Here is a 20,610-nt window from a genome sequence, read left to right on the forward strand (position 1 = left end):
CCCTCACGCGCAGGCGGTCCCGTTGACGCTGAATGCGGCCGGGGCGGTGTTGGCGGCTCCCTTCGCCGCGGTGAACCCGAGGGTGACGGTCCCGCCGGCCGGGACGGTGGCGGTGTAGGAGGCCGGGGTGACGCTCACCGCGCCGCCGGTCTGCGTCGCGGTCCCGCCCCACATGTTGGTGACGGTCTGGCCGTCCGGGAAGGTGAAGGTGAGCGTCCACGGACCGAGGGGCGCGGTCCCGGTGTTGCGAACGGCGATCTCCCCCTGGAAGCCGCCGGGCCACTCGCCGACGACGCGGTACGTCACCGCGCACGTGGTGCCGGGGGTGCCGCCGCCGTCGCGAGTCGTGACGTCCACGGTGGCGGAGCGGGCCGAGCGGTTGCCGGCCGCGTCACGGGCGTAGACGGCGAAGGTGTAGGCGGTGTCGGCGGTGAGGCCCGGCACGGTGACGGAGTCGGTGGCGGAGGTGGCGACCACGGTCTCGGTGCCGTCGTCGACCCGGACGACGTCGTAACCGGTGACTCGGGTGTTGTCGGTCGACGCGGCCCAGCCGAGGGTGACGGAGGTGTCCGTCACGGCGGAGACCGTCGGCTTCCCCGGAGCGGTGGGTGCCTCGGTGTCGCCGGGGGCGCCGCCGAAGACCGTCGCCTCCTCGGCGGTCTGCGCGATGCCGTCGGCGCCGTGGAAGATGCGCTCGCCCCAGGAGCTGAGCCGGCTCGGGTCGAAGTCGAGGGCGAGGTCCAGGACCGGGTCGGTGTTGCCGCTCCAGGACCAGGCCAGGTAGCCGAGGTCGAGCTGTTCGGCGGTGGCCATCATGGTGTCCTCGTCGGGGTCGCCCCACTGGTCGGCGGGGCCGCCGAACTCTCCGACGAGGATGGGCAGTCCGGCGTCGACGTAGGCGTTCAGGTAGTCGGTGATCTCCTGGGCGGTGTCGTAGACGCTGTACATGTGGATCGAGAAGATCAGGTTGCCGGTGGGGTCGGCGTCGAAGACGCTCCGGGCGTTGGCCCGCATGACGCCCTGCCAGTCCTGGCCCCAGTTGGGCGCGTCCACCATGATCGTGTGCTGGAATCCGGCGTCGCGGAGCTTCTTCACCGCCGCGACGGTCGGCTCGGTCCAGCCCGCGGGGTCGGTGTTCCCCCAGGGCTCGTTGCCGATGTTGACGATGACGTAGTCCTCTTCGCCGGTCAGTACGTCCTTGAGGCCGATCCAGTAGTCGGCGGCGTGGTCGAGCGTGCCGGCGGCGGCGTCCTCGCCGTAGCCGGTGGTGTCGTGCACCTCCAGGACGCAGATGAGCCGGTTCGCCTTGCACTGGGCGACGACGTTCGCGACGTCGGCGGGGCTGTTCTCGCTCCAGCGGTGACCGTCGGAGAGGACGACCCGGACACTGTTGGCGCCCAGTGCCTTGATGTCCGCCAGCGACTGGGTCTCGCCGGGGTACCAGGTGTGCGCGTGGTTGACGCCGCGCATGACGAAGTCGTTGCCGTTGGCTTCCAGGAGCCGGCCGTCGCTGATGTGCAGGCCGGTGGCGGCCCGGGTGCCGGGCGACTGGGCCAGGGCGGCGGCCGGGGAGAGGGCGCCGAGGACGGCCAGACCGATCAGGGCGGCCAGGGCGGCCAGGGCGGTGATCAGGCGGGCCAAGAGACTCTGCCGGGGTTCGCGTGGTGTCGTGCGCACGGTGCCTCCAGGAAGTGGATGCGTTGCGGAAGCGCTTACTGTGTGGGAGCGCTCCCATGAACCCATGAAGGCGCGTACACGTCAAGATGCGGGATCGAATGCCGCGGGAAACGGGTGCGTCCCGCTCATCGGGTGAGCGGGACGCACCGGGTCTGCTGCCCTCAGTATGCGGTCAGGGCAGGGTCCACTTCTGGTTGGGTCCGGTGTGGCAGGCCCACAGGTGGACCGGCGTCCCGTCGTTCCACGTACCGCCCGACGCGTCCAGGCACTTGCCCGACTGCGGATTGCGCACCGTACCGTCCGGCTCCGCCGCCCACTTCTGCGCACCCGTCCCGTTGCACGTCCACAACTGGATCCGCGTACCGTCCGCACTCGCGCCACCGGACACGTCCAGACACTTCCCCAGCGCCTTCAACGTCCCGTCACCACCGACCGTCCACTCCTGCGCGGACGACTGGTTGCACGACCAGAGCTGCACCTGCGTGCCGTCCGCCGTGCCGGCGTCGTCCACATCCAGGCACTTGCCGTTCACACCCCGCACCGGGCCCGTGCGCGGATCGGGTCCCGGCGTACCGGCGTGCTTGACGCGGATGTCGCGGAAGGCCACCTCGTCGCCGTCGCCGTGGTTCTGGAGGCCGATGTGTCCCTGCCGCAGGCTCCGCGCCGGATCGGTGTTGGTGAAGTCGTTGATCTTCGCGCCGTTGAGGAAGACCTCCAGTCGCTCACCGGTGACACGAATCTCGTACGTGTTCCACTCCCCCGGCGGGTTCAGCGCGGCGTCGCGTGCGGGCAGGTCCGCCGACCGGAAGCCGTAGACGGCGCCCGTGGTGCGGTCGGCCGCGTCCGTGGCGTCGATCTGGATCTCGTAGCCGTTGTCCACCGCCGACCAGGGGTCGGAGGAGGCCGGAAAGCCCACGAAGACACCGGAGTTGTCATCCCCGGCCGCCCTCCAGTCCAGCTTGAGGGAGTAGTCCCCGGTGAGCTCCTCGGCGGAGTACCAGAGCATGCCCAGCCCGCCGTGTGAGGTGAGGGTGCCGTCGGCGAGGGTGAACCCGCCGGGTCCGGCCTGCTGCCAGCCGGTGGTGCCGGAGCCGTCGAAGAGAGAGGTGTAGCCGCTCTCCGGGCGGCAGTCGGCGTTGGTCACGCCGGCCGCCCAGCGGATGCCGCCGAGGAGGTGCCGGCGGAAGGCGGGGTCGGCGTAGGACTCGTCGGTGTGGCCGCCGCCGGTGTAGAAGGCCCGGCCGCCCTCGTAGTCCTTGCACCAGGCGATCGGATGGTCACCGTTCATGTTGCCGCCCGAATAGCTGGACTCGTCGAGCGAGGCCAGGACGTGGGCCGTGGTGCGCGGGTTGGTGCGGTAGTTGTACCACTCGTCGGTCCGCTGCCAGGTGCCGCCGAGGTGCGCGGTGGCGTCGTGCGCCCGGTCCTCGACCTCCACGGTGGCGGGCTGGACGGCGGGGTGGGAGTGGAAGAGAGCGCCCGCCAGCCCCTCGTAGAAGGGCCAGTCGTACTCGGTGTCGGCGGCGGCGTGGATGCCGACGTATCCGCCGCCGGCGTTGACGTAGCTCTCGAACGCAGTCTGCTGGGCGTCACCGAGCACGTCGCCCGTCGTCGACAGGAAGACGACCGCCTCGTACCGGGCGAGGTTCCCGGTGGTGAAGGCCCCCGGGTCCTCGGTGGCGTCCACGGTGAAGTTGTTCGCCGCGCCGAGATCCCGCAGGGCCGCGATGCCGTCGTCGATCGAGGAGTGGCGGAAGCCCGCGGTTCTGGAGAAGACGAGCACGTCGTACGGCGGGTCGGCCGCGATCTGTTCCGCCGCGCCCGGGGCCGCCTCGGCGGCGGCGGTGAGGCCGGGCAGGGCGCCGGCCTGCGGTGCCGCGCACAGCAGGGCGCCGGCGAACAGGGCCAGGGCTGCTTTCGGATGTTTGCGCATGGGAGGTCGCCTCCTTGCTACGGCAGGGTCCACTTCTGGTTGGGTCCGGTGTGGCAGGTCCACAGGTGGACCGGCGTCCCGTCGTTCCACGTACCGCCCGACGCGTCCAGGCACTTGCCCGACTGCGGATTGCGCACCGTACCGTCCGGCTCCGCCGCCCACTTCTGCGCACCCGTCCCGTTGCACGTCCACAACTGGATCCGCGTACCGTCCGCACTCGCGCCACCGGACACGTCCAGACACTTCCCCAGCGCCTTCAACGTCCCGTCACCACCGACCGTCCACTCCTGCGCGGACGACTGGTTGCACGACCAGAGCTGCACCTGCGTGCCGTCCGCCGTGCCGGCGTCGTCCACATCCAGGCACTTGCCGTTCACACCCCGCACCGGGCCCGTGCGCGCGCCGTCTTGGCCCGTGGTGAAGGAGAACTCGTCCACGTCGAAGAGGGAGCCCGCGCCGCCCTTGAAGACGAGGTGGAGGGTGGTGGAGACGGACGGCTGGTTGCTCAGGGCGGCCGTCACGTCCTGGAAGGTCTCCCAGCCGCCGGTCACCGGTACCGTCGCCGTGCCGAGCAGGGTGCCGGTCGGGGAGCCGGCGCGCACCTCGATGGTTCCGCCGGTCCCGGCCGAGGAGACCCGGGCGGTGAAGGCGGTGGCGTTGTCGAGGGCGTACGGCCGGAAGGAGATCCAGTCGCCGTTCTCGATGTGGCCGACGGTCCTGCCGCCGTGCGCGGGCGCGTGGTCGACGACCTGGACGCCCGAGGAGTCGCCGTAGTGCTCGGCCTGGCGGTGGCGGGGCTGGGTGATGTGCTGGTCGTGGGTGGTGAGGGCGGGCTGGCCGCCTGCGCCGTTGTCGGTGTACTCGGCGTCGATGACGCCGAAGATGTTGGCGTTCGGGTCGTGTTCGCCGTCCGCCAGGGTCTGGAGGGTGCCGGTGCAGCCCGTGGCGGAGGTCTGCGGGTGGCCGTGGCTGTCGTGGCCGATGATGAAGGTGACCTTCACCTTGGCGCAGTCGACGGCGCCGTCCTCGGGGTCGGTCACCGTCACCTTGAAGGGGATGGCGGCGCCGAAGTCGTGGACGCGTCCGTCGGTGGGCAGGTCGATGCGCACGCTGGGCGCGGTGTTGCCGACGGTGACATGGACGGAGGCGGTGGCGGACTTACCGGTCGTGTCGGTGACCTTCAGCGTGGCCGTGTACTGGCCGTCGGCCGTGTAGGTGTGTGTGGGGTTGGCCGCGGTGGAGGTGGCGCCGTCGCCGAAGTCCCAGGCGTGGGTGAGGGCGTCGCCGTCGGCGTCGGAGCTGCCGGCTGAGGAGAAGGTCACCGCGAGGGGCGCCTTGCCGGAGGTGGTGTTCGCGGTGGCCTGGGCGACGGGGGCGTGGCCGCCGGTGACGTGCTCGATGCGGTAAAGGGCGGAGTTGGCGTCGCCGTTGAAGTAGCCGGTGCCGTAGTCGAGGACGTAGAGGGCGCCGTCCGGGCCGAAGGCCATGTCCATCACCTGGGTGCCGCTCCAGGGAAAGGCGTTGATGGACTGCACGGTGCCGTCACCGCCGGCCTCGACGCGCTTGATCCAGCGGCGGCCGAACTCCCCGGCGAAGAAGTCTCCGTCGTACGCCTCGGGGAACTTCACGTCGGAGGTGGAGTCGGAGTCGTAGCGGTAGACGGGCCCGCCCATCGGTGACTCGGAGCCGCCCCCGAACTCCGGTACGGAGCCGCCGTCGTAGGGGATCCAGGCGGGCTGGGCGGGCGGCAGGTCGGTAAGGCCGGTGTTGCGCGGCGAGGTGTTCTTCGGAGCCGCGCAATCGAAGGTGGCGCCCGCGCCGCCGGTGGCGAAGTCGTGGTCGACGTAGGCGTCGTTGTCGCCGGTGCAGTAGGGCCAGCCGAAGTTGCCGGCCCCGGTGATGCGGTTGAACTCCACCTGTCCGGCGGGGCCGCGGGAGGCGTTGGCGGTGCCCGCGTCCGGTCCGTAGTCGCCCACGTGGACGGTGCCCGTGGCCTTGTCGACGCTCATCCGGAACGGGTTGCGGAAGCCCATGGCGTAGATTTCGGGGCGGGTTCTGGCCGTGCCGGGCGGGAAGAGGTTGCCGGACGGGACGCTGTAGGAGCCGTCGGCGTTCACCTTGATGCGAAGGATCTTGCCACGCAGGTCGTTGGTGTTGCCGGACGAGCGCTGGGCGTCGTAGGCGGGGTTGCGTGAGGCGCGCTCGTCGATGGGGGTGTAGCCGTCGGAGGCGAAGGGGTTGGTGTCGTCGCCCGTCGACAGGTAGAGGTTGCCGGCCGCGTCGAAGTCGATGTCGCCGCCGACGTGGCAGCACAGGCCGCGGGATGCGGGGACGTCGAGGATCCTCTTCTCGCTGCCCGCGTCCAGGGTGCCGTCGGTGCGCAGCACGAAGCGGGAGAGCCGGTTGACGCCGTCGAAGGGGGCGAAGTCGGAAGCCGAGCCGTCCGCCGGCGCGTCGCCGGCCGGTGTGTCGAGCCGGGGCGCGTAGTAGAGGTAGACGAACCGGTTGCTGGCGAAGCCCGGGTCCACGGCGACGCCCTGCAGGCCCTCCTCGTCGTGGCTGTAGACGTCGAGCTTGCCGGCCACGGCGGTGTCCCCCGCCGCGTCGGTCAGCCGCAGCGTGCCGTCGCGCGAGGTGTGCAGTACCGAACGGTCCGGCAGGACCGCCAGGGTCATGGGTTCGCCGGTCTCGGCCACCCCCTTGGCGAGGGTGACCTGCTGGAACTCCTCGGCCGCGGCGGCCTCGGCCCCGCCGCCGGGGTCCGCCGGGGCGGCTGCCGCCGGGCCCGTCGGCAGCGCCAGGCCGATGACACACGCCAGGGCCGGCAGTAAGAAGCGGACACGTCTGTGTCCGAGCGGTCTCGTGCGCACAGGGTTCTCCCGAAGGTGTGGGGTGGCGGCAGGCATGAGGGCCTGCCGTGAGGGAGTACGGGCGCGCGCCGTCGCGCCGTCGAGGCCGGCCGGAGGAGCTCTATTATGACCGGCTCATGCCAAGGAAGTTAGCGGCGTTGGTCCGAACCTGTAACCCCTTTCACGCAAGATCTCGTCTCTTCTTCCGCAGGCGGGACAAAGTCCCGGCGGGTCGTGCCCGGCTGCCGCGTGGTCACGCCTTGCCGGGCCGGCCGACGCGGTCCAGTACGGAACGCATCGCGCGGCGCACGGCATCACGGGACTCGTCGGTCGGGTCGGCGGTCTCGAAGCTGTGGTGGCCCTGCGGCACGTCGACGACGTCGACGTCCGCCCCGCACTCCTCGGCCGCGGCCAGGAACTCCTCGACGGTCGCGGCGATCTGGGGCACCTCCCGTCCCGCGCGGGTGAGGACGACGGGGAGCGTGCCGGCGTTCGCCACCGCACGCGCCGGGTGGAAGCGGGTGCCGGACAGCCCCCAGTTGGGCAGGGGCGCGAGGATCGGGTAGGTGGCCGCCAGGCAACGCAGCCAGGCCGGGGGCGCGTCCAGCCAGTCGGCCGTGATCGGGCCGCCGCCGGAGAAGAACCACAGCGCGATGCGGTCCGCGTCAACGCGTGGGTCGGCCCGGAGGAGTTCCGCGGCGGCGGCCACGTCGGCGGCGGCCCGCTCGTAGTCGGCCAGATCGTGCAGGCGGTGGTCGACGACCGCGCCCACGGCCCCGCCGCCGGCCGCCATCCGGGCGTACCCGGTCAGGGTCGGCCAGTCCCTCGGTGTGGGGCGGGCGTCGGCGGGGACCGGGCCGCCGTGCACGAACAGCACCGCGGGATGCGGTTCCTCGCCGTCGGGCAGATACAGGTCGACGTTCCCGTGCCGCTCCCGGGGCACTTCGGGGACGTCCAGCAGGAACGGCCGCAGGTGCGGAGGGGGTTCGGCCGCGTCGACGGGCGCCAGCCGGTGCCCCTCGCCGGCCGCGGCCCGTAGGAGTACGTCCGCCAGTTCGGCGCTGCAGGACAGCATCGGCCAGTGTCCGGTGGCCAGTTCGAAGAAGGTCACCCGGGGGTCGACCAGGGTCCGCAGCGCGGGGTCGCCGAAGCCCACCAGCATCTGCACCATCTCGATGCTCGTGCCGTTGCCGGTGCACAGCACGCCCGTGGTGGGCACCGAGTGCACGGCGCCGGTCAGCGTGAGGGGATGGAGCAGGGTGCCCAGAGGTTGCGGCGAGGCGAGGGCGGTGAGCCGGTCCAGGGCCGGGGCGGGCACGCCCGCGGTGCTGCCCCACCGGCCCCACTCGTCGTGGGCCGGAGGCGGCAGTGCTCCGCCGTCCCCCGCGTCCCCGGCCTCGTCGGCCAGCCGCTCGCGCAGGGACTGGTCCGGCACGGCGGCCACGGGCGGCACGCCGTCCCGCGGCATGGCCGAGTCCAGGTAGACGATCCTCTCGACGCGGTCCGCCCGCCGGTCGGCGGCGCCGAGAGCCGGGTGGATACCGTAGTCGTGGCCGACCAGCACGATCTTCCGGTCGGTGGTCGCGGTGACCGAGTCGATCACCGCGAGTACGTCCGTGATGTGTGTCTCAAGGTCGATGCCGGTCCCCGTCGCGATGGGCGGTCCGTCGAGCCCGGTGAGGGCCACCGGGTGCGCCTCGGCTCCGGCGGCGGTCAGGCGCGCGGCGGTGTCCTGCCAGACGTGAGTGCCGGTGAACATGCCGGACACCAGGACGAAAGCGGTCATGGTCTCTCCTCCGTGCCTCGGCGGACCGGCCGCTCACCGGCCCGCGCTCGCCGGTACGGTAGGAACTCCCCCTGAGGGAGGTTCAAGTGCTCACGTCGTACGACGGTCTGTGCGGTATCGGGGAACTGGCCGAGCGGGCGGGCGCCACCGTGAAGACCGTCCGGTTCTACTCCGACCGCGGCCTGCTGCCGGAGGACTCGCGCAGCGCCGGCGGGCACCGGCGTTACGGCCCCGAGGCGCTCGGCCGGCTGCGGTTGATCCGCTCCCTGCGTGCGCTCGGACTGTCGGTTCCCGAGGTGCGCCGGATCCTCGACGAGGAGGACGCCGCGGGCGGCGAGGGCGGGGCGGAGGGCGGCGCCCTGGAGGACGCCGTCGCCGGGCGGCTGCGCGAACTCGGCACGGAGATGCGGGCGTTGCGCTGGCGGGAGGCGGCGCTGCGTCTGGTGCAGGAGTCAGCTCCCGAGGAGCGCGCCGACCGGCTGCGGGTGATCGGTGCCGTCACCGTCCCGCCCAGCACGGCCCCGCTGGTCCGGTTCTGGCGCGGCTGGCTGCCACCGCGGATGCCTGCCCGGTCCGTCCGCGCCTTCCTGGAGGTCGCGGTGCCGCACCCGCCCGATGACCCGGCCCCGGCCCAGATCCTCGCCTTCGCTCGCCTCAACGCCCTCACGCTCGCGCCGTGCCCGGGCACCGCACAGCCCCAGCCCGAGGCGCACCGGGCCGCCGGCGCCCAGGGGTCCGCCGTGCTGTACGCCGGGCTGGCGGAGGCGTACGAGCTGGCCGGTGTCCACATGCGGCGGGGCCGACAGCCGCGGCCCGGCGAGGCGCTGGACGGCTTCGTCGACGCGTACACGAGCGCGTACGGAGTCCGGGACAGCCCTGAGTTCCGCCGCCGGTTGGCCGGGCAGCTCGCGGCCGACCCGCGGCTCGACCACTACTGGGACCTGGTGGCCGAGGTGATCACGGTGCCGGGGCGGCGACCGGAACCGACGCCCGGTTCCGCACACGACTGGCTGCTCGCGGCCCTGTTCGCGCAGACGGAGGCGCCGCCGCTCGTGGCGGTGTGACGTCAGAGCGCGTCGCCCCGCCAGTCGAAACGGCGCGGTTCGTCCGGCCTCGGTGCGTACGAGGAGCGGCCGCCCGGTCCGTAGCGGCCTATCTCGGTCGGCAGGGACACTCCGCGTACGCGCTCCTGCTCCGTCAGGTCCGTGATGTCCAACAGCAGGCCGTCCAGAGGGCCACCCACCAGCTGCGCGTAGACGCGTCCGGCCCTGGGCCCGGGGTCGTCGTGTTCGGCGCCGTAGACCCGTCCCCGCATGAACTCCACCTCATCCATGCCTCGCAGCCTCGCATCCGCCACTGACAACGGCGATGGCCCCGGTCGGCACGCGCCGGGAGCGGCGGGGTCTTCGGGGAGCAGCCGGTCGCTTAGAGGGGCGGGTCCTCGCACAGCTCCAGCAGGGCGCGGGCCCCCTCCTCGGCCACCGCGGCACCGGCGGCGCCGGACTCGGGGAAGACCCTGCCGTACGCGCCGGCCCGGTTCAGGGCGCTCAGCCGCCAGGCGAGGCTCACCGCACGCCGCAGCTCCCGGGTGGTGCGGCCGGCTCCCGTCCACGGTTCCAGGTAGGCGTCCCGCAGACGTGGCAGTACCTGCGGACCGTGCCGCTCGCAGGCCCTGCGGACGGGGACCGTCAGGCTGCGGAAGGGGTGGGAGACGACGGCGTCGCCCCAGTCGACAACCGTGAAGGCGCCCGGCACTGGGTGGAAGAGCTGGCCGTCGTGCAGGTCCGCGTGGTCGAGGGAGTCCGGGATGCCCACGGCGTCGAGTTCCGCGCACCAGTCCGCGAGGCGGGGACGGAGGCTGCGAAGTCCGCGCCGTTCTGCCGGCTCCAGCGGCGTGTCGTCGAACCGGTCCAAGACGCCGGGCAGGGCGGTGACGGGCACGCCGGGGACGCCGAGCCGTTCGATCTCCCGTGCGCGCGGCGTCAGGTCGTGCTGCAGTGCCGCGTACCGGCGCAGCAGTTGCTCCCATGCTTCGGGACCGGCCGCCCGACGGTCGAGTACGTCCTTGAAGAGCGGTCCCCCGTCGGGCAGCAGCGACCAGCCGCGGTCGGCGTCCACCGCCAGCGGCTCCAGGGTGTGCCCGGGCGCCCAGCGGGCCAGCACCGCGGTGAGCGCGCCCTCGAAGGCACTGGCGGGCGGATTCGCCTTGAACCAGACCGCGTCGCGCCCCGCTACGGAAAGCCGCGCCAGGACGGACCACGGCCGCAGCCGCAGCCGCCACTCCCCCGTCGGCCGCAGGCCGCACGCGCCCAGGCCGTCCGCCACCCAGTCGAGTGCCGCGGCCCGCCAGTCCTCGTCGTCCCAGGGCGTCATCGCGTCCTGGAACCGTCCCCGGTCCACGATCACTGAGGCACCACCACGCATCACGCAATTCCAGCATCGAGCCCCGCGGGCGTCCACCGCGTTTTCGGAGCGGCGAGGGCGCCGCCGCACCGGGCGGGCCCGGTCCACGACGGACGGTGAGGGTGAGGAGGGCCGCAGCGGCGCGCTCGAGCAGCTGGACTGGAGCGGCCGGACGAGCCTCCCATGGAGGACTTGGCGCGACAGGCGGCGATGAGCGTGCCGACCGTGAACCGAAGGTTCCGGCAGGAGACGGGGGTGACACCCACGCAGTGGCTCGGCCGACGGCGTCTCGACCGCGCGCGGCGGCCGCCGGCGCGGGCGACGAACCGGTCGACCGCGTCGCCGCCCACACAGGCGTCGGCTCCGGGGCGGCGACGCGCCGGCACACGCGGGACGTGCTCGGGGTGTCACCGCGGGCGTACCGCGACACCTCCTACGGCAGCGCGTAGGGCCGCGGGCGTCCGGGCCGGCGGTCTCGGCCGGCCCGGACGCCCGCGGATCAGGCCAGGTCGAACCGGTCGAGGTTCATGACCTTGACCCAGGCGGCGACGAAGTCGTGGACGAACTTCTCCTTCGCGTCGTCGCTCGCGTAGACCTCGGCGAGCGCCCGCAGCTCCGAGTTGGAGCCGAAGACCAAGTCGGCGCGGGAGCCGGCCCACTTGACCTCGCCGGTGGCGGCGTCGCGGCCCTCGAACGTGGCCTGGTCCTCGGTCGTCGACTTCCAGGTGATGCCCAGGTCGAGCAGGTTGACGAAGAAGTCGTTGGTCAGCGAGCCGGGCGTCCGGGTGAACGCGCCGAGCTGGGACTGCTGGTAGTTGGCGCCCAGGACGCGCAGACCACCGACCAGGACGGTCATCTCGGGGGCGCTCAGGGTGAGCAGGTTCGCCCGGTCGAGCAGCAGGAACTCGGCCGGCAGGCGGTTGCCCTTGCCGTGGTAGTTGCGGAACCCGTCGGCGGTCGGCTCCAGGGCCTCGAAGGACTCGGCGTCGGTGTGCTCCTCCGTCGCGTCCACGCGGCCCGCGGCGAAGGGGACCTCCACCTGGAACCCGGCTTCCTTGGCCGCCTTCTCGACGGCGGCGGATCCACCGAGGACGATCAGGTCGGCCAGCGACACCTTCTTGGCACCGGCGCCCGAGTTGAACTCCCGCTGGACGCCCTCCAGGACACGCAGCACCTGGGCCAGCTCGTCGGGCTCGTTGACCTCCCAGCCGCGCTGCGGCTGCAGGCGGATGCGGGCCCCGTTGGCACCGCCGCGCTTGTCGCTGCCGCGGAAGGTGGACGCGGAGGCCCATGCGGTGGACACCAGCTGCGAGACGGACAGACCGGACTCGAGGAGCTTGGTCTTGAGGACCGCGATGTCCTCGGCGTCGATGGTCTGGCCCTCGGGCTCCGGCAGCGGGTCCTGCCACAGCAGGGTCTCCTCCGGGACCTCCGGGCCGAGGTACAGGGACTTGGGCCCCATGTCACGGTGGGTCAGCTTGTACCAGGCGCGGGCGAAGGCGTCCGCGAATTCCTCCGGGTTCTCGTAGAACCGGCGGGAGATCGGCTCGTAGATCGGGTCGTAGCGCAGCGACAGGTCGGTGGTGAGCATCTTCGGGCGGTGCTTCTTCGACGGGTCGTGCGCGTCGGGGACGATCTCCGGGGCGTCCTTGGCGACCCACTGGTGGGCGCCGGCCGGGCTCTGCTCGAGCTCGTACTCGAACTCGAAGAGGTTCTTGAAGAACCCGTTGCTCCACCGGGTCGGAGTGCTGGTCCAGGTGACCTCCAGGCCGGAGGTGATGGCGTCCCCGCCCTTGCCGGTGCCGTAGGTGCTCCTCCAGCCCAGGCCCATCTCCTCCATGGAGGCGGCTTCGGGGTCGTCACCGACGTGGTCGGCCGGGCCGGCGCCGTGGGTCTTGCCGAAAGTGTGGCCACCGGCGATCAGGGCGACGGTCTCCTCGTCGTTCATGGCCATGCGGCGGAACGTCTCGCGGATGTCACGGGCGGCGGCGATCGGGTCCGGGTTGCCGTTGGGGCCCTCCGGGTTGACGTAGATCAGGCCCATCTGGACGGCGCCGAGCGGGTTCTCCAGCTCGCGGTCGCCGGTGTAGCGCCGGTCGTCGAGCCAGGTGGTCTCGGGGCCCCAGTAGACGTCCTCCTCCGCCTCCCACACGTCGGCGCGGCCGCCGGCGAAGCCGAAGGTCTGGAAGCCCATCGTCTCCAGGGCGACGTTGCCGGTGAGGATCAGCAGGTCGGCCCAGGACAGGCTCTGGCCGTACTTCTTCTTGACCGGCCACAGCAGGCGGCGGGCCTTGTCGAGGTTGCCGTTGTCCGGCCAGCTGTTGAGGGGGGCGAAGCGCTGCTGGCCGGCGCCCGCGCCGCCGCGGCCGTCGCTGATGCGGTAGGTGCCCGCACTGTGCCAGGCCATACGGATCATCAGGGGGCCGTAGTTGCCGAAGTCGGCGGGCCACCAGTCCTGGGAGGTGGTCAGCACCTCGGCGATGTCGCGTTTGACGGCCTGGAGGTCGAGCGACTCGAACGCAGCCGCGTAGTCGAAGTCGTCGCCCAGCGGGTTGGCCACGGCGGGGTTCTTGGCGAGGATCTTCAGGTTCAGCCGCTCCGGCCACCACTGACGGTTGCCGCCGCCCTGTGTGGGGTGCAGGGCACGTTCATGGGCGACCGGGCAGCCGCCCGTCTCCTCCGTCTTCGCGTCGGTAACGATGGCGTCGTGGTTCTCGGACATGAAAATCCTTCCGAACGGGGCGGGTCAAAGCGCTGGGGAACTGCCGGTGGTGGAGCAGTCGGGGCACAGGCCCCGGTAGATGACCTCGGCCTCGTCTATCGAGAAGCCGTGGTCGTCCGAGGCGGTCAGGCAGGGCGCGTCACCGACGGCGCAGTCGACGTCGGCAAGGGCACCGCAGGACCGGCACAGGGCGTGGTGGTGGTTGTCGCCCACCCGTCCTTCGAACCGCGCCGGGCTGCCGGGCGGCTGGATGCGGCGCACGAGCCCCGCCGCGGTGAGCGCGTGCAGCGCCTCGTACACGGCTTGGAGGGATATGTGGCCCACGCGCCGGCGCACCCCGGTGGCGATCGTCTCGGCTTCGAGGTGATCGCCCCGCCGGACGGTCTCGAGCAACGCGACGCGGGCGGCGGTCACTCGCAGGCCGGCCCCGCGCAGTTCCGAGGCGACGGCCGGATCCCGGGATGCGGTCATGGCGGTGAACCTACTCCCGTAAACACGAACCTCTCAAGGAAACGAACCGATCCATTTCGGTGACCGCCGGGTGCCGGGGCCGCCGCCGTGCCCGGCCTGCCCCGGTGACGGCGAACGATCGTGGTAGACAACGTGGGTGGTGGGCACTGGCAAGGAACGCCGCCTTCCGGCGGCTCGACGACGCGCAGCTCGACAACAGGAGTGAGTGATCAGCCCGTGCTGTTGAAGACGTTCCGCTGGGCCTTCGCCGTCACCGCCCTCGGACTGGTTCTGGGAGTGCTGTACGACGGGTGGACCGCCTTAGGTCTCGTGGCCATCCTCGCCGTACTGGAGATCTCGCTGTCCTTCGACAACGCGGTGATCAATGCCGGGATCCTGAAGAAGATGAGTGCCTTCTGGCAGAGGATCTTCCTCACCGTCGGCATCCTGATCGCCGTCTTCGGCATGCGCCTGGTCTTCCCGGTGGTGATCGTCGCGGTCAGCGCCCGGTTGAGTCCGTGGTCCGCGGTCCATCTGGCGCTCACGGACAAGCAGCGCTATCAGGAGCTGGTGACGGACGCCCATCCGTCCATCGCCGCCTTCGGTGGCATGTTCCTCCTCATGATCTTCCTCGACTTCGTCTTCGAGGACCGGGACATCAAGTGGCTGGGCCGGCTGGAGCGTCCGCTGGCCAAGCTCGGCAGGGTCGACATGCTGTCGGTCTGCATCGCCCTGATCGTGCTGCTGGTCTCGGCGATCACCTTCGGCGCCCACGCCCACCAGCACGGCGGCATTCACGCCGACAAGGCGGAGACGGTGCTGCTCGCCGGTATCGGCGGGCTGATCACCTACATGGTCGTCGGCGGTCTCTCCGGCTTCTTCGAGGAGCGGCTCGAGCGGGAGGAGGAGCGCGAGCGCGCGGTCGAGGAGGAGGCCGCGCGCGGTGGCGGGCCCCGTGCGGCCGTGGCCCTCACCGGCAAGGCGGCGTTCTTCATGTTCCTCTACCTGGAGGTCCTGGACGCGTCGTTCTCCTTCGACGGCGTCATCGGCGCCTTCGCCATCACCAACGACATCGTCCTGATGGCCCTCGGCCTCGGCATCGGCGCCATGTACGTCCGGTCCCTGACCGTCTACCTGGTCCGTCAGGGCACCCTCGACGACTACGTCTACCTGGAGCACGGCGCCCACTACGCCATCGGCGCCCTCTCCGTCATCCTCCTGGTCACCATCCAGTACGAGATCAACGAGATCATCACGGGCCTCATCGGCGTCGTCCTGATCGGCTCGTCGTTCTGGTCGTCCGTACGCCGCAACCGGGCGCTGGCCGCGGCTTCCTGACCCGGGGCCCGGACGGATCGTCGGACAGCCCCACCGCAGGGGTCGAGCGGCCGAACGGGTGCGCTACATTTTGCAGCGCCTTGCCCACGATCACTCACGATCTCTCACACCACGGAGCCGGCAATCCCATGAGCGACATTCTCAACGGACTCGGCCGCGCCACCGCCTACGGCGGTCTGGGTCTGGTCCTCCTGGTGCTCGGCATCGTCCTGGTCGACGTGCTGACGCCCGGAAAGCTCGGCCGGCAGATCTGGGAGCAGCGCAACCGCAACGCGGCCATGGTCCTCAGCTCAGCGCTGCTCGGCATCGGCGGCATCGTCTTCACCTCGATCTGGACGACGTACGAGGACTTCGGCAAGGGTCTGGTGTCGACCGCGGCCTTCGGGCTGCTCGGGCTCGTGATGATGGCGGTGGCCTTCCTGGTGGTCGACCTGATCACGCCGGGGCGGCTGGGCGCGACGCTGGTGGAACCGGAGCCGCACCCGGCCGTGTGGGTCACGGCGTCCTGCAACCTCGCCGTGTCGGCGGTCATATCGGCCTCCATCGCCTGACGCCGCGCCCCTCACTGAAGGCGCCTGATGTCCCCGCGCACCCGGTAGAAGCCGCCCGACGCGGCATGCAGCGCGTCGACCGCATAGCGCGCACCCGGCTCCCGGATCGCCCTCGGGAACTGGACGTTCCACGACCGGTCGTACCCTTCCGACACCACGTGGATCCGGGTTCGGCCGTTCTCCTGCACGCATTCGACGACGACGGAGCCCGCGGGCGCCGCGGTCACGGTCGTCACGGCGGTGGCGGTGGTGGCGGGCGCGTACGTCGGCAGGGTGGCGGCGAGCTTCACGTCGCGGGCGAAGGGCACCGAACCCTGCTGAGCGGCCGTGACCGCCGCCTCGCTCGCGTCCACGCACACCAGGGAACCGTCGGTGGTGACGAGGAAGAGCCGCTCGTCGCGGTACTGCATGGACAGGGCGGAGCCGCCGCCCGTGCCCAGCTTCCACAGCCGTGTGCCGTCCCGGTCGAAGCAGTACACCGAGGACGCCGAGTCCCCCGCGAAGACGAAGCGGCCACCGGGCGAAGTGGCGCACGAGTAGACGGGGCTGTCGCACCGGTACGTCGCCTCGATGGTGCCGGTGGCTTTGGACAGCCGCTGCACCGTGTGCCGCGCGGTGCCCGCGTAGACCGCGTGGTCCTCCTGCCAGCCGAAGAGCACGGCGCCCTGGGTGGGTGTGTGCCACAGCTCGGTGCCGCCGTCCGGGGAGTGGGCGGTCACGCCGCGGGTGTGCCCGTGGTAGACGGCCCGGTCGTCGGCGCGCACCATCCAGGCGTGCTCACCGCGTCCGCCGCGCGCCCACTGGTGTTCGTCCTCGTGATCGATCACGGTGAGCCGTCCGGCACGGTCCGCGACGTTCAGCACGCCCTCGTGGATGTCGAGCCAGAAGATGTCCACGTCGGCCGCGATGTCGTAGGCGGCGAAGGGCAGTTTGGACGACAGGTCGTAGACCCGGCCGTCGTCGCAGCCGGCGTAGATCCAGAAGTCGTCGGCGACCAGGCACTTGACACCGTCCGGCAGCCGGAAGCGGGCGAGGACCTCCCCGTCGTGGGCGAGGGTGTAGACGTCGCCCGCCTGGTTGCCCACCCAGCACTTGTCCTCGTCGATGTGGATGCCGAACGCCGCGGAGCCGGTGCGGAACCGCCACAGGACCGGTGCGACCGCGCGGGCCGTGGACGGCGCGGAGGACACCTGCCGACGGGTGACCGCGCGGGGGGCGCGCTGTCCCTGCACGGCGGCCTCGTAGCCCTTGCGCACCTTCTCGCCTATCTTCTTGGCCGCCGCGGCCTCGGCCTTCCGGACGGTGGGGAAGGTCGACGCCTGGGTCTGTCCCGCGGCGCCGATCCGGCCGTAGCGCACCGTCACGACCTGTCCCTGGACGGTGACTTCGTAGAACTTGTGCGCGCTCCCGTCGTCCTGCGACAGCTCCAGGTACGTCCTCGACATGGCAGACCTCTCCCCGGTCGGTCCCGCGGCGTGTCCGCGGGCCCCACTGTCTGAACCGTAGGGGCAGCCACTGACAACGGGCGGGTCGCTCCACCCACCGCCGCGCACCGTGACACGTCGCGTCAACCGGCCCGCTCGACGCTCCACATCGGCACCCGCTCGAAGAAGTCGACGGCCTCCGCCCGCCACCGGCCGCGCCAGCCCTCGGCCACCAGGCGGGCCCGGTCGGCGTGGAGCCGCATGTCGGCCTCCAACAGGGATGCCACGCCGTGTCGTTCGCCGATGTCCCGGATCTCGGCGATGGTGTCCGGCGGGCAGGAGCGGTTCCCGAGGGCAGCCTCGACCGTGGCTCGTTCCGGGCCGGCCACGGTGGCCAGCAGGCGCGTGACGGCGTAACTGCGCCTGCCCTCACGGATGTCGCCCCCGGTCGGCTTGCCCGTGGTCTCCTCGGTGCCGAACAGGTCCAGCCAGTCGTCGCGCATCTGCCCGCAGATACCGACCAGTCGCGCGTACCGGCGCAGCTCGTCCTCGTGGGCACCCGGTTCGACGCCCGCCGCCAGGAGGCCCAGGCGCATCGGCGCGAGCACCGAGTAGCGGGCGGACTTGTGGTCGGCGACGTCGTGCAGCACTTCCACGTCGGGCACCGGGTCGGCGAAGTCCCGCTCAAGGTCGGCGATCTGACCTACGAAGGTGTCGGCCGCGGCCCGGGTCTGGATCTCGACCATGGCCTGCCGCACCCCGATCGGCAGCCCGGAGTCCAGCAGCACCCGCAGACTCAGGGCGAGCGCCAGGTCACCCGCGAGCACGGTGAGGCCGAGCGCCGCCCGCGGATCTTCGGGGAACCGCTCCCGGTAGGCGTAGTAGGTGGTGAGCCCGCCCCGACGGGTGGCACTGTCGTCGATGAGGTCGTCGTGCACCAGGCCGTGGGTCTGGAGGAGTTCGACGCTCAGCGCGGCGGCGTCCAGTGCCTCGGACGGCGCGTCGTCCCGCACCAGGCGAGCGGCCTCGTGCAGCAGCACGACCCGCATCCGTTTGCCGCCGCGCAGCGACAGGTCGCGCAGCAGGCCGACGCAGTCCGGGGTGAAGCGGCTGAAGGAGGGGGCGTCCAGGGTCGTGCCGAGCGTGTCGAAGTACTCCGCGAAAAGCGTGTCGAACCGGCGCCCGATCCGGGCGGCACGGTCCAGCGGCTGCTCGGTCATACGAAGTCCTCCTGGGGCCTGAGCGGGTGGCGCGCCCAGCAGTGTGTCAGGAGGCCCGGGGCGTCGAGCGCGCGGGGCGAGGCAGCCGCAAGACCTACCGCGTGCTGTGTGTGGCCGTGGTGACCTGGGCCCGGACGGCCAGCGGACCGGGGAGTTCTCGACCCTGTAACTCACCCCGTGCAGCGCCCTTGGCGAGTTGCCGGTAGAAGACGATCTTCGCGCCGAGCGGGAAGCCCTCGACTGGCCTGGCGAGTCAGGCTACGACTCCGCCGGCTTCCGGCCCGCCTGGTGGAACAACCCCGGACAGCGAGACAGGATCAAGCCGCCACTGAACGCCTTCAGCAACGCCGCCAACCCGCCGAACTGCCCCGACGCCAAGTGCTACGAAACGTACCGGTGTCGCGGCGCGAACGTGACGAGGCCCGTCGATTGACCGGCACACGCGCCGGGGACGAGCTTTCCCATCCCGTCGCCGGCGCATCGCGAACACCGGCGCCCCACGACGACTCGCAGACAAGTCGGGAAGTGGTACCTCCGTAGGAGGAGCCAGGAAGCCCAGAAAGCAGAAAGGGCTTATATAGGACGTACTGGATGTTTCCTCTCGAGGAGGCGGTATGCCGTACGGGTCGATCGTGGGTCCCGGCAGCACGCTGGCGGCCACAGGGCTGGCGACCGGACAGATCTGGCTGGTGATGGCCAGTGCGACCGCGGTACTGGTGGGCGCGATCATGGTCCGGGCGTCTTTTCGGCGTGGCAAGGGGCCGGTAGAGCAGTGACACCGTGCACCTTCGCCCGTGTGCGGGGGCGGTCCTCGGCTGTCCGCGAACCGGCGCCCATCAGCTCTGTGCCGAAACGGTGGCCGGGTGTGGCGCCGCTGCCGCGGGCCTGGCACGCCTCGTCCCCGGCAGTGATCGTGCTAGGCGCGGTCCCGCTGACGGCCTTCCTGGCCTGGGGGGTGGCCCATGTCTACAGCACGGTCGTCACGCTCATGGGTGGGCACGAGGGGATGGTACTGCCGTGGCTGGTGTCGTTCCTGCTGTTGTGGTGGGTGCCGCTGTCTTGGCTGGAGCGGCCCCGCACCATCCCGCCGGATGAGGAGACGGCGCTCGGCCTGCTGAAGGTCACCGTGCAGATCCCGGTCTACAACGAGGACCCCGTCGCATTGCGCGGCTGCCTGCACTCCCTGCTCGTCCAGACCCGGCCGGTGGACCGCATCCGGGTCGTCGATGACGGCTCGGTCCACGACGACGGCTCGCCTATGACGTACGACGACGTGCGCGCCGAACTCTTCGAGCGGGCCGCGGCCCGCGGGGTCAAGGTCACCTGGGACCGTACCCCCAACCGGGGCAAGCGGCACGCACAGATGCACGTCCTGGCCACCGACGACGCCGACATCTTCGTCACCCTCGACAGCGACTCCCTCCTCGACCCCGAAGCGATCGCCGAGGGCCTGAAATCCTTCGCCAATCCGAAGGTCTCCTCGGTCGCGGGCCAGGTGATTGTCCTCAACCACGACGCCAACGTGCTGACCCGGATGATCAACCTGCTTTACCTGCCCTTCACCCGAGGCCTGCGCTCCGCTCAGTCCGTGCTCGGTCGCGTCACCATCAACTCCGGCACCCTCGCCTTCTACCGGGCGCACATCGTGCGTGACGCGGCCGGCGTCTACGAGCACGAGACGTTCAGGGGCCGACCGATGCAGATGAACGACGACTCCATGCTCACCTTCTACGGACTGCTGGCCGGCGACACCGTCCATCAGCCCTCCTCACTCGTCTTCACCCTCGCCCCCGAACGCTGGTCGCACTATCAGCGCCAGCAGATGCGCTGGATGCGCGGTACGACCCTGCGCCATCTATGGTGGCTGCGCTACATGCCCATAAACGGCGTCGTCTTCTGGTCCACCGTCGCGGAGTACGTTCACATCGTCCTCGGCCTCGCCATCCCCGCCTCCGTCCTCGCCGACCCCGGCCTGCGCGCCCACACCGGTACCCTCCTGCTCGCCGGCGTCGTCATCGGTACCGCGATGAGCTATCTGATGACCCTGCGCCTGTTCACCGTCCACCGCACCGACATGCGCCTGCGCCAACTCCTGCTGCTCTTCGCCCTCGCCCCGCTCGCCTCCGCCTGGCGGGCCCTGGTCCTGCGCCCGATGTACTTCTACGCGATGGCCACCTGCCACCGCGTCAACCGCTGGGGCACCCGTACCAGCGTCGAAGTCACCCGTACCCCTCACCAGCAGACGGCATGAAAGGCG

The 20,610-nt window shown here is 71.3% G+C and carries 16 protein-coding genes and 1 pseudogene; 7 read left to right on the top strand and 10 right to left on the bottom strand.

What is annotated here, in order from left to right:
• Positions 1-3: 3 nt before the first annotated feature.
• From IE142_RS08925 to IE142_RS08940, 4 genes are all read right to left on the bottom strand, one after another.
• Entirely contained in the window at positions 4-1,677 is a 1,674-nt protein-coding gene (locus IE142_RS08925; RefSeq protein WP_229830303.1) for a cellulase family glycosylhydrolase, read from the bottom strand.
• Positions 1,678-1,849: 172 nt separating this feature from the next.
• Positions 1,850-3,610 (bottom strand): ThuA domain-containing protein, encoded by a 1,761-nt coding sequence (locus IE142_RS08930; protein ID WP_191885191.1) that lies wholly within the window; start codon positions 3,608-3,610, stop codon positions 1,850-1,852.
• Between the two features lie 17 nt (positions 3,611-3,627).
• Positions 3,628-6,516, bottom strand: coding sequence for a PQQ-dependent sugar dehydrogenase (locus tag IE142_RS08935; RefSeq protein WP_191885192.1), 2,889 nt, complete (start codon positions 6,514-6,516; stop codon positions 3,628-3,630).
• Positions 6,517-6,712: 196 nt separating this feature from the next.
• Positions 6,713-8,245: an alpha/beta fold hydrolase gene (locus IE142_RS08940; protein WP_191885193.1), complete on the bottom strand. Its 1,533-nt coding sequence runs from the start codon at positions 8,243-8,245 to the stop codon at positions 6,713-6,715.
• Between the two features lie 86 nt (positions 8,246-8,331).
• On the opposite strand from IE142_RS08940, the gene IE142_RS08945 reads away from it, so the two are divergent.
• Positions 8,332-9,309, top strand: a complete 978-nt coding sequence (locus IE142_RS08945) for a helix-turn-helix domain-containing protein (RefSeq protein ID WP_191885194.1) — start codon at positions 8,332-8,334, stop codon at positions 9,307-9,309.
• 2 nt (positions 9,310-9,311) lie between these two features.
• Here the strand turns inward: IE142_RS08945 and IE142_RS08950 are convergent, their stop codons facing one another.
• Both IE142_RS08950 and IE142_RS08955 read right to left on the bottom strand, forming a co-directional pair.
• Positions 9,312-9,578: a hypothetical protein gene (locus IE142_RS08950; protein WP_043383994.1), complete on the bottom strand. Its 267-nt coding sequence runs from the start codon at positions 9,576-9,578 to the stop codon at positions 9,312-9,314.
• Positions 9,579-9,670: 92 nt separating this feature from the next.
• The gene (locus tag IE142_RS08955; RefSeq protein ID WP_191885195.1) at positions 9,671-10,669 is read right to left on the bottom strand and encodes an aminoglycoside phosphotransferase family protein; all 999 of its coding nucleotides are present in this window, start codon (positions 10,667-10,669) and stop codon (positions 9,671-9,673) included.
• Between the two features lie 189 nt (positions 10,670-10,858).
• Here IE142_RS08955 and IE142_RS39415 point away from each other — a divergent pair.
• Positions 10,859-10,903: pseudogene (locus tag IE142_RS39415) on the top strand (hypothetical protein); the annotation flags it as partial.
• A 14-nt stretch (positions 10,904-10,917) separates the two neighbouring features.
• On the top strand, positions 10,918-11,097 hold the full coding sequence (locus IE142_RS36475; protein ID WP_229830342.1) for a hypothetical protein: 180 nt from the start codon (positions 10,918-10,920) through the stop codon (positions 11,095-11,097).
• Between the two features lie 50 nt (positions 11,098-11,147).
• Here IE142_RS36475 and katG read toward each other — a convergent pair whose 3' ends face one another.
• Positions 11,148-13,370: a catalase/peroxidase HPI gene (katG, locus tag IE142_RS08965; RefSeq protein ID WP_191885197.1), complete on the bottom strand. Its 2,223-nt coding sequence runs from the start codon at positions 13,368-13,370 to the stop codon at positions 11,148-11,150.
• Positions 13,371-13,394: 24 nt separating this feature from the next.
• Positions 13,395-13,841, bottom strand: a complete 447-nt coding sequence (locus IE142_RS08970; protein ID WP_191885198.1) for a Fur family transcriptional regulator — start codon at positions 13,839-13,841, stop codon at positions 13,395-13,397.
• Between the two features lie 216 nt (positions 13,842-14,057).
• Here IE142_RS08970 and IE142_RS08975 point away from each other — a divergent pair, with 216 nt between their 5' ends.
• Complete coding sequence (locus tag IE142_RS08975; RefSeq protein WP_191885500.1) at positions 14,058-15,158, top strand: DUF475 domain-containing protein; 1,101 nt, start codon at positions 14,058-14,060, stop codon at positions 15,156-15,158.
• A 128-nt stretch (positions 15,159-15,286) separates the two neighbouring features.
• Entirely contained in the window at positions 15,287-15,709 is a 423-nt protein-coding gene (locus tag IE142_RS08980; RefSeq protein ID WP_043384009.1) for a DUF350 domain-containing protein, read from the top strand.
• 11 nt (positions 15,710-15,720) lie between these two features.
• On the opposite strand, the gene IE142_RS08985 is transcribed toward IE142_RS08980, so the two are convergent.
• Together IE142_RS08985 and IE142_RS08990 are read right to left on the bottom strand one after the other, a co-directional pair.
• The gene (locus IE142_RS08985) at positions 15,721-17,154 is read right to left on the bottom strand and encodes a WGR domain-containing protein (protein ID WP_191885199.1); all 1,434 of its coding nucleotides are present in this window, start codon (positions 17,152-17,154) and stop codon (positions 15,721-15,723) included.
• 122 nt (positions 17,155-17,276) lie between these two features.
• Entirely contained in the window at positions 17,277-18,353 is a 1,077-nt protein-coding gene (locus IE142_RS08990) for a polyprenyl synthetase family protein (RefSeq protein ID WP_191885200.1), read from the bottom strand.
• Positions 18,354-18,967: 614 nt separating this feature from the next.
• On the opposite strand from IE142_RS08990, the gene IE142_RS08995 reads away from it, so the two are divergent.
• Positions 18,968-19,129, top strand: a complete 162-nt coding sequence (locus tag IE142_RS08995) for a hypothetical protein (RefSeq protein WP_191885201.1) — start codon at positions 18,968-18,970, stop codon at positions 19,127-19,129.
• Between the two features lie 89 nt (positions 19,130-19,218).
• Positions 19,219-20,604, top strand: a complete 1,386-nt coding sequence (locus IE142_RS09000) for a glycosyltransferase family 2 protein (protein WP_229830305.1) — start codon at positions 19,219-19,221, stop codon at positions 20,602-20,604.
• The last annotated feature ends 6 nt before the right edge of the window (positions 20,605-20,610 follow it).

It is taken from the genome of Streptomyces mutabilis, from assembly GCF_014649815.1.
Taxonomy (GTDB): domain Bacteria; phylum Actinomycetota; class Actinomycetes; order Streptomycetales; family Streptomycetaceae; genus Streptomyces; species Streptomyces mutabilis.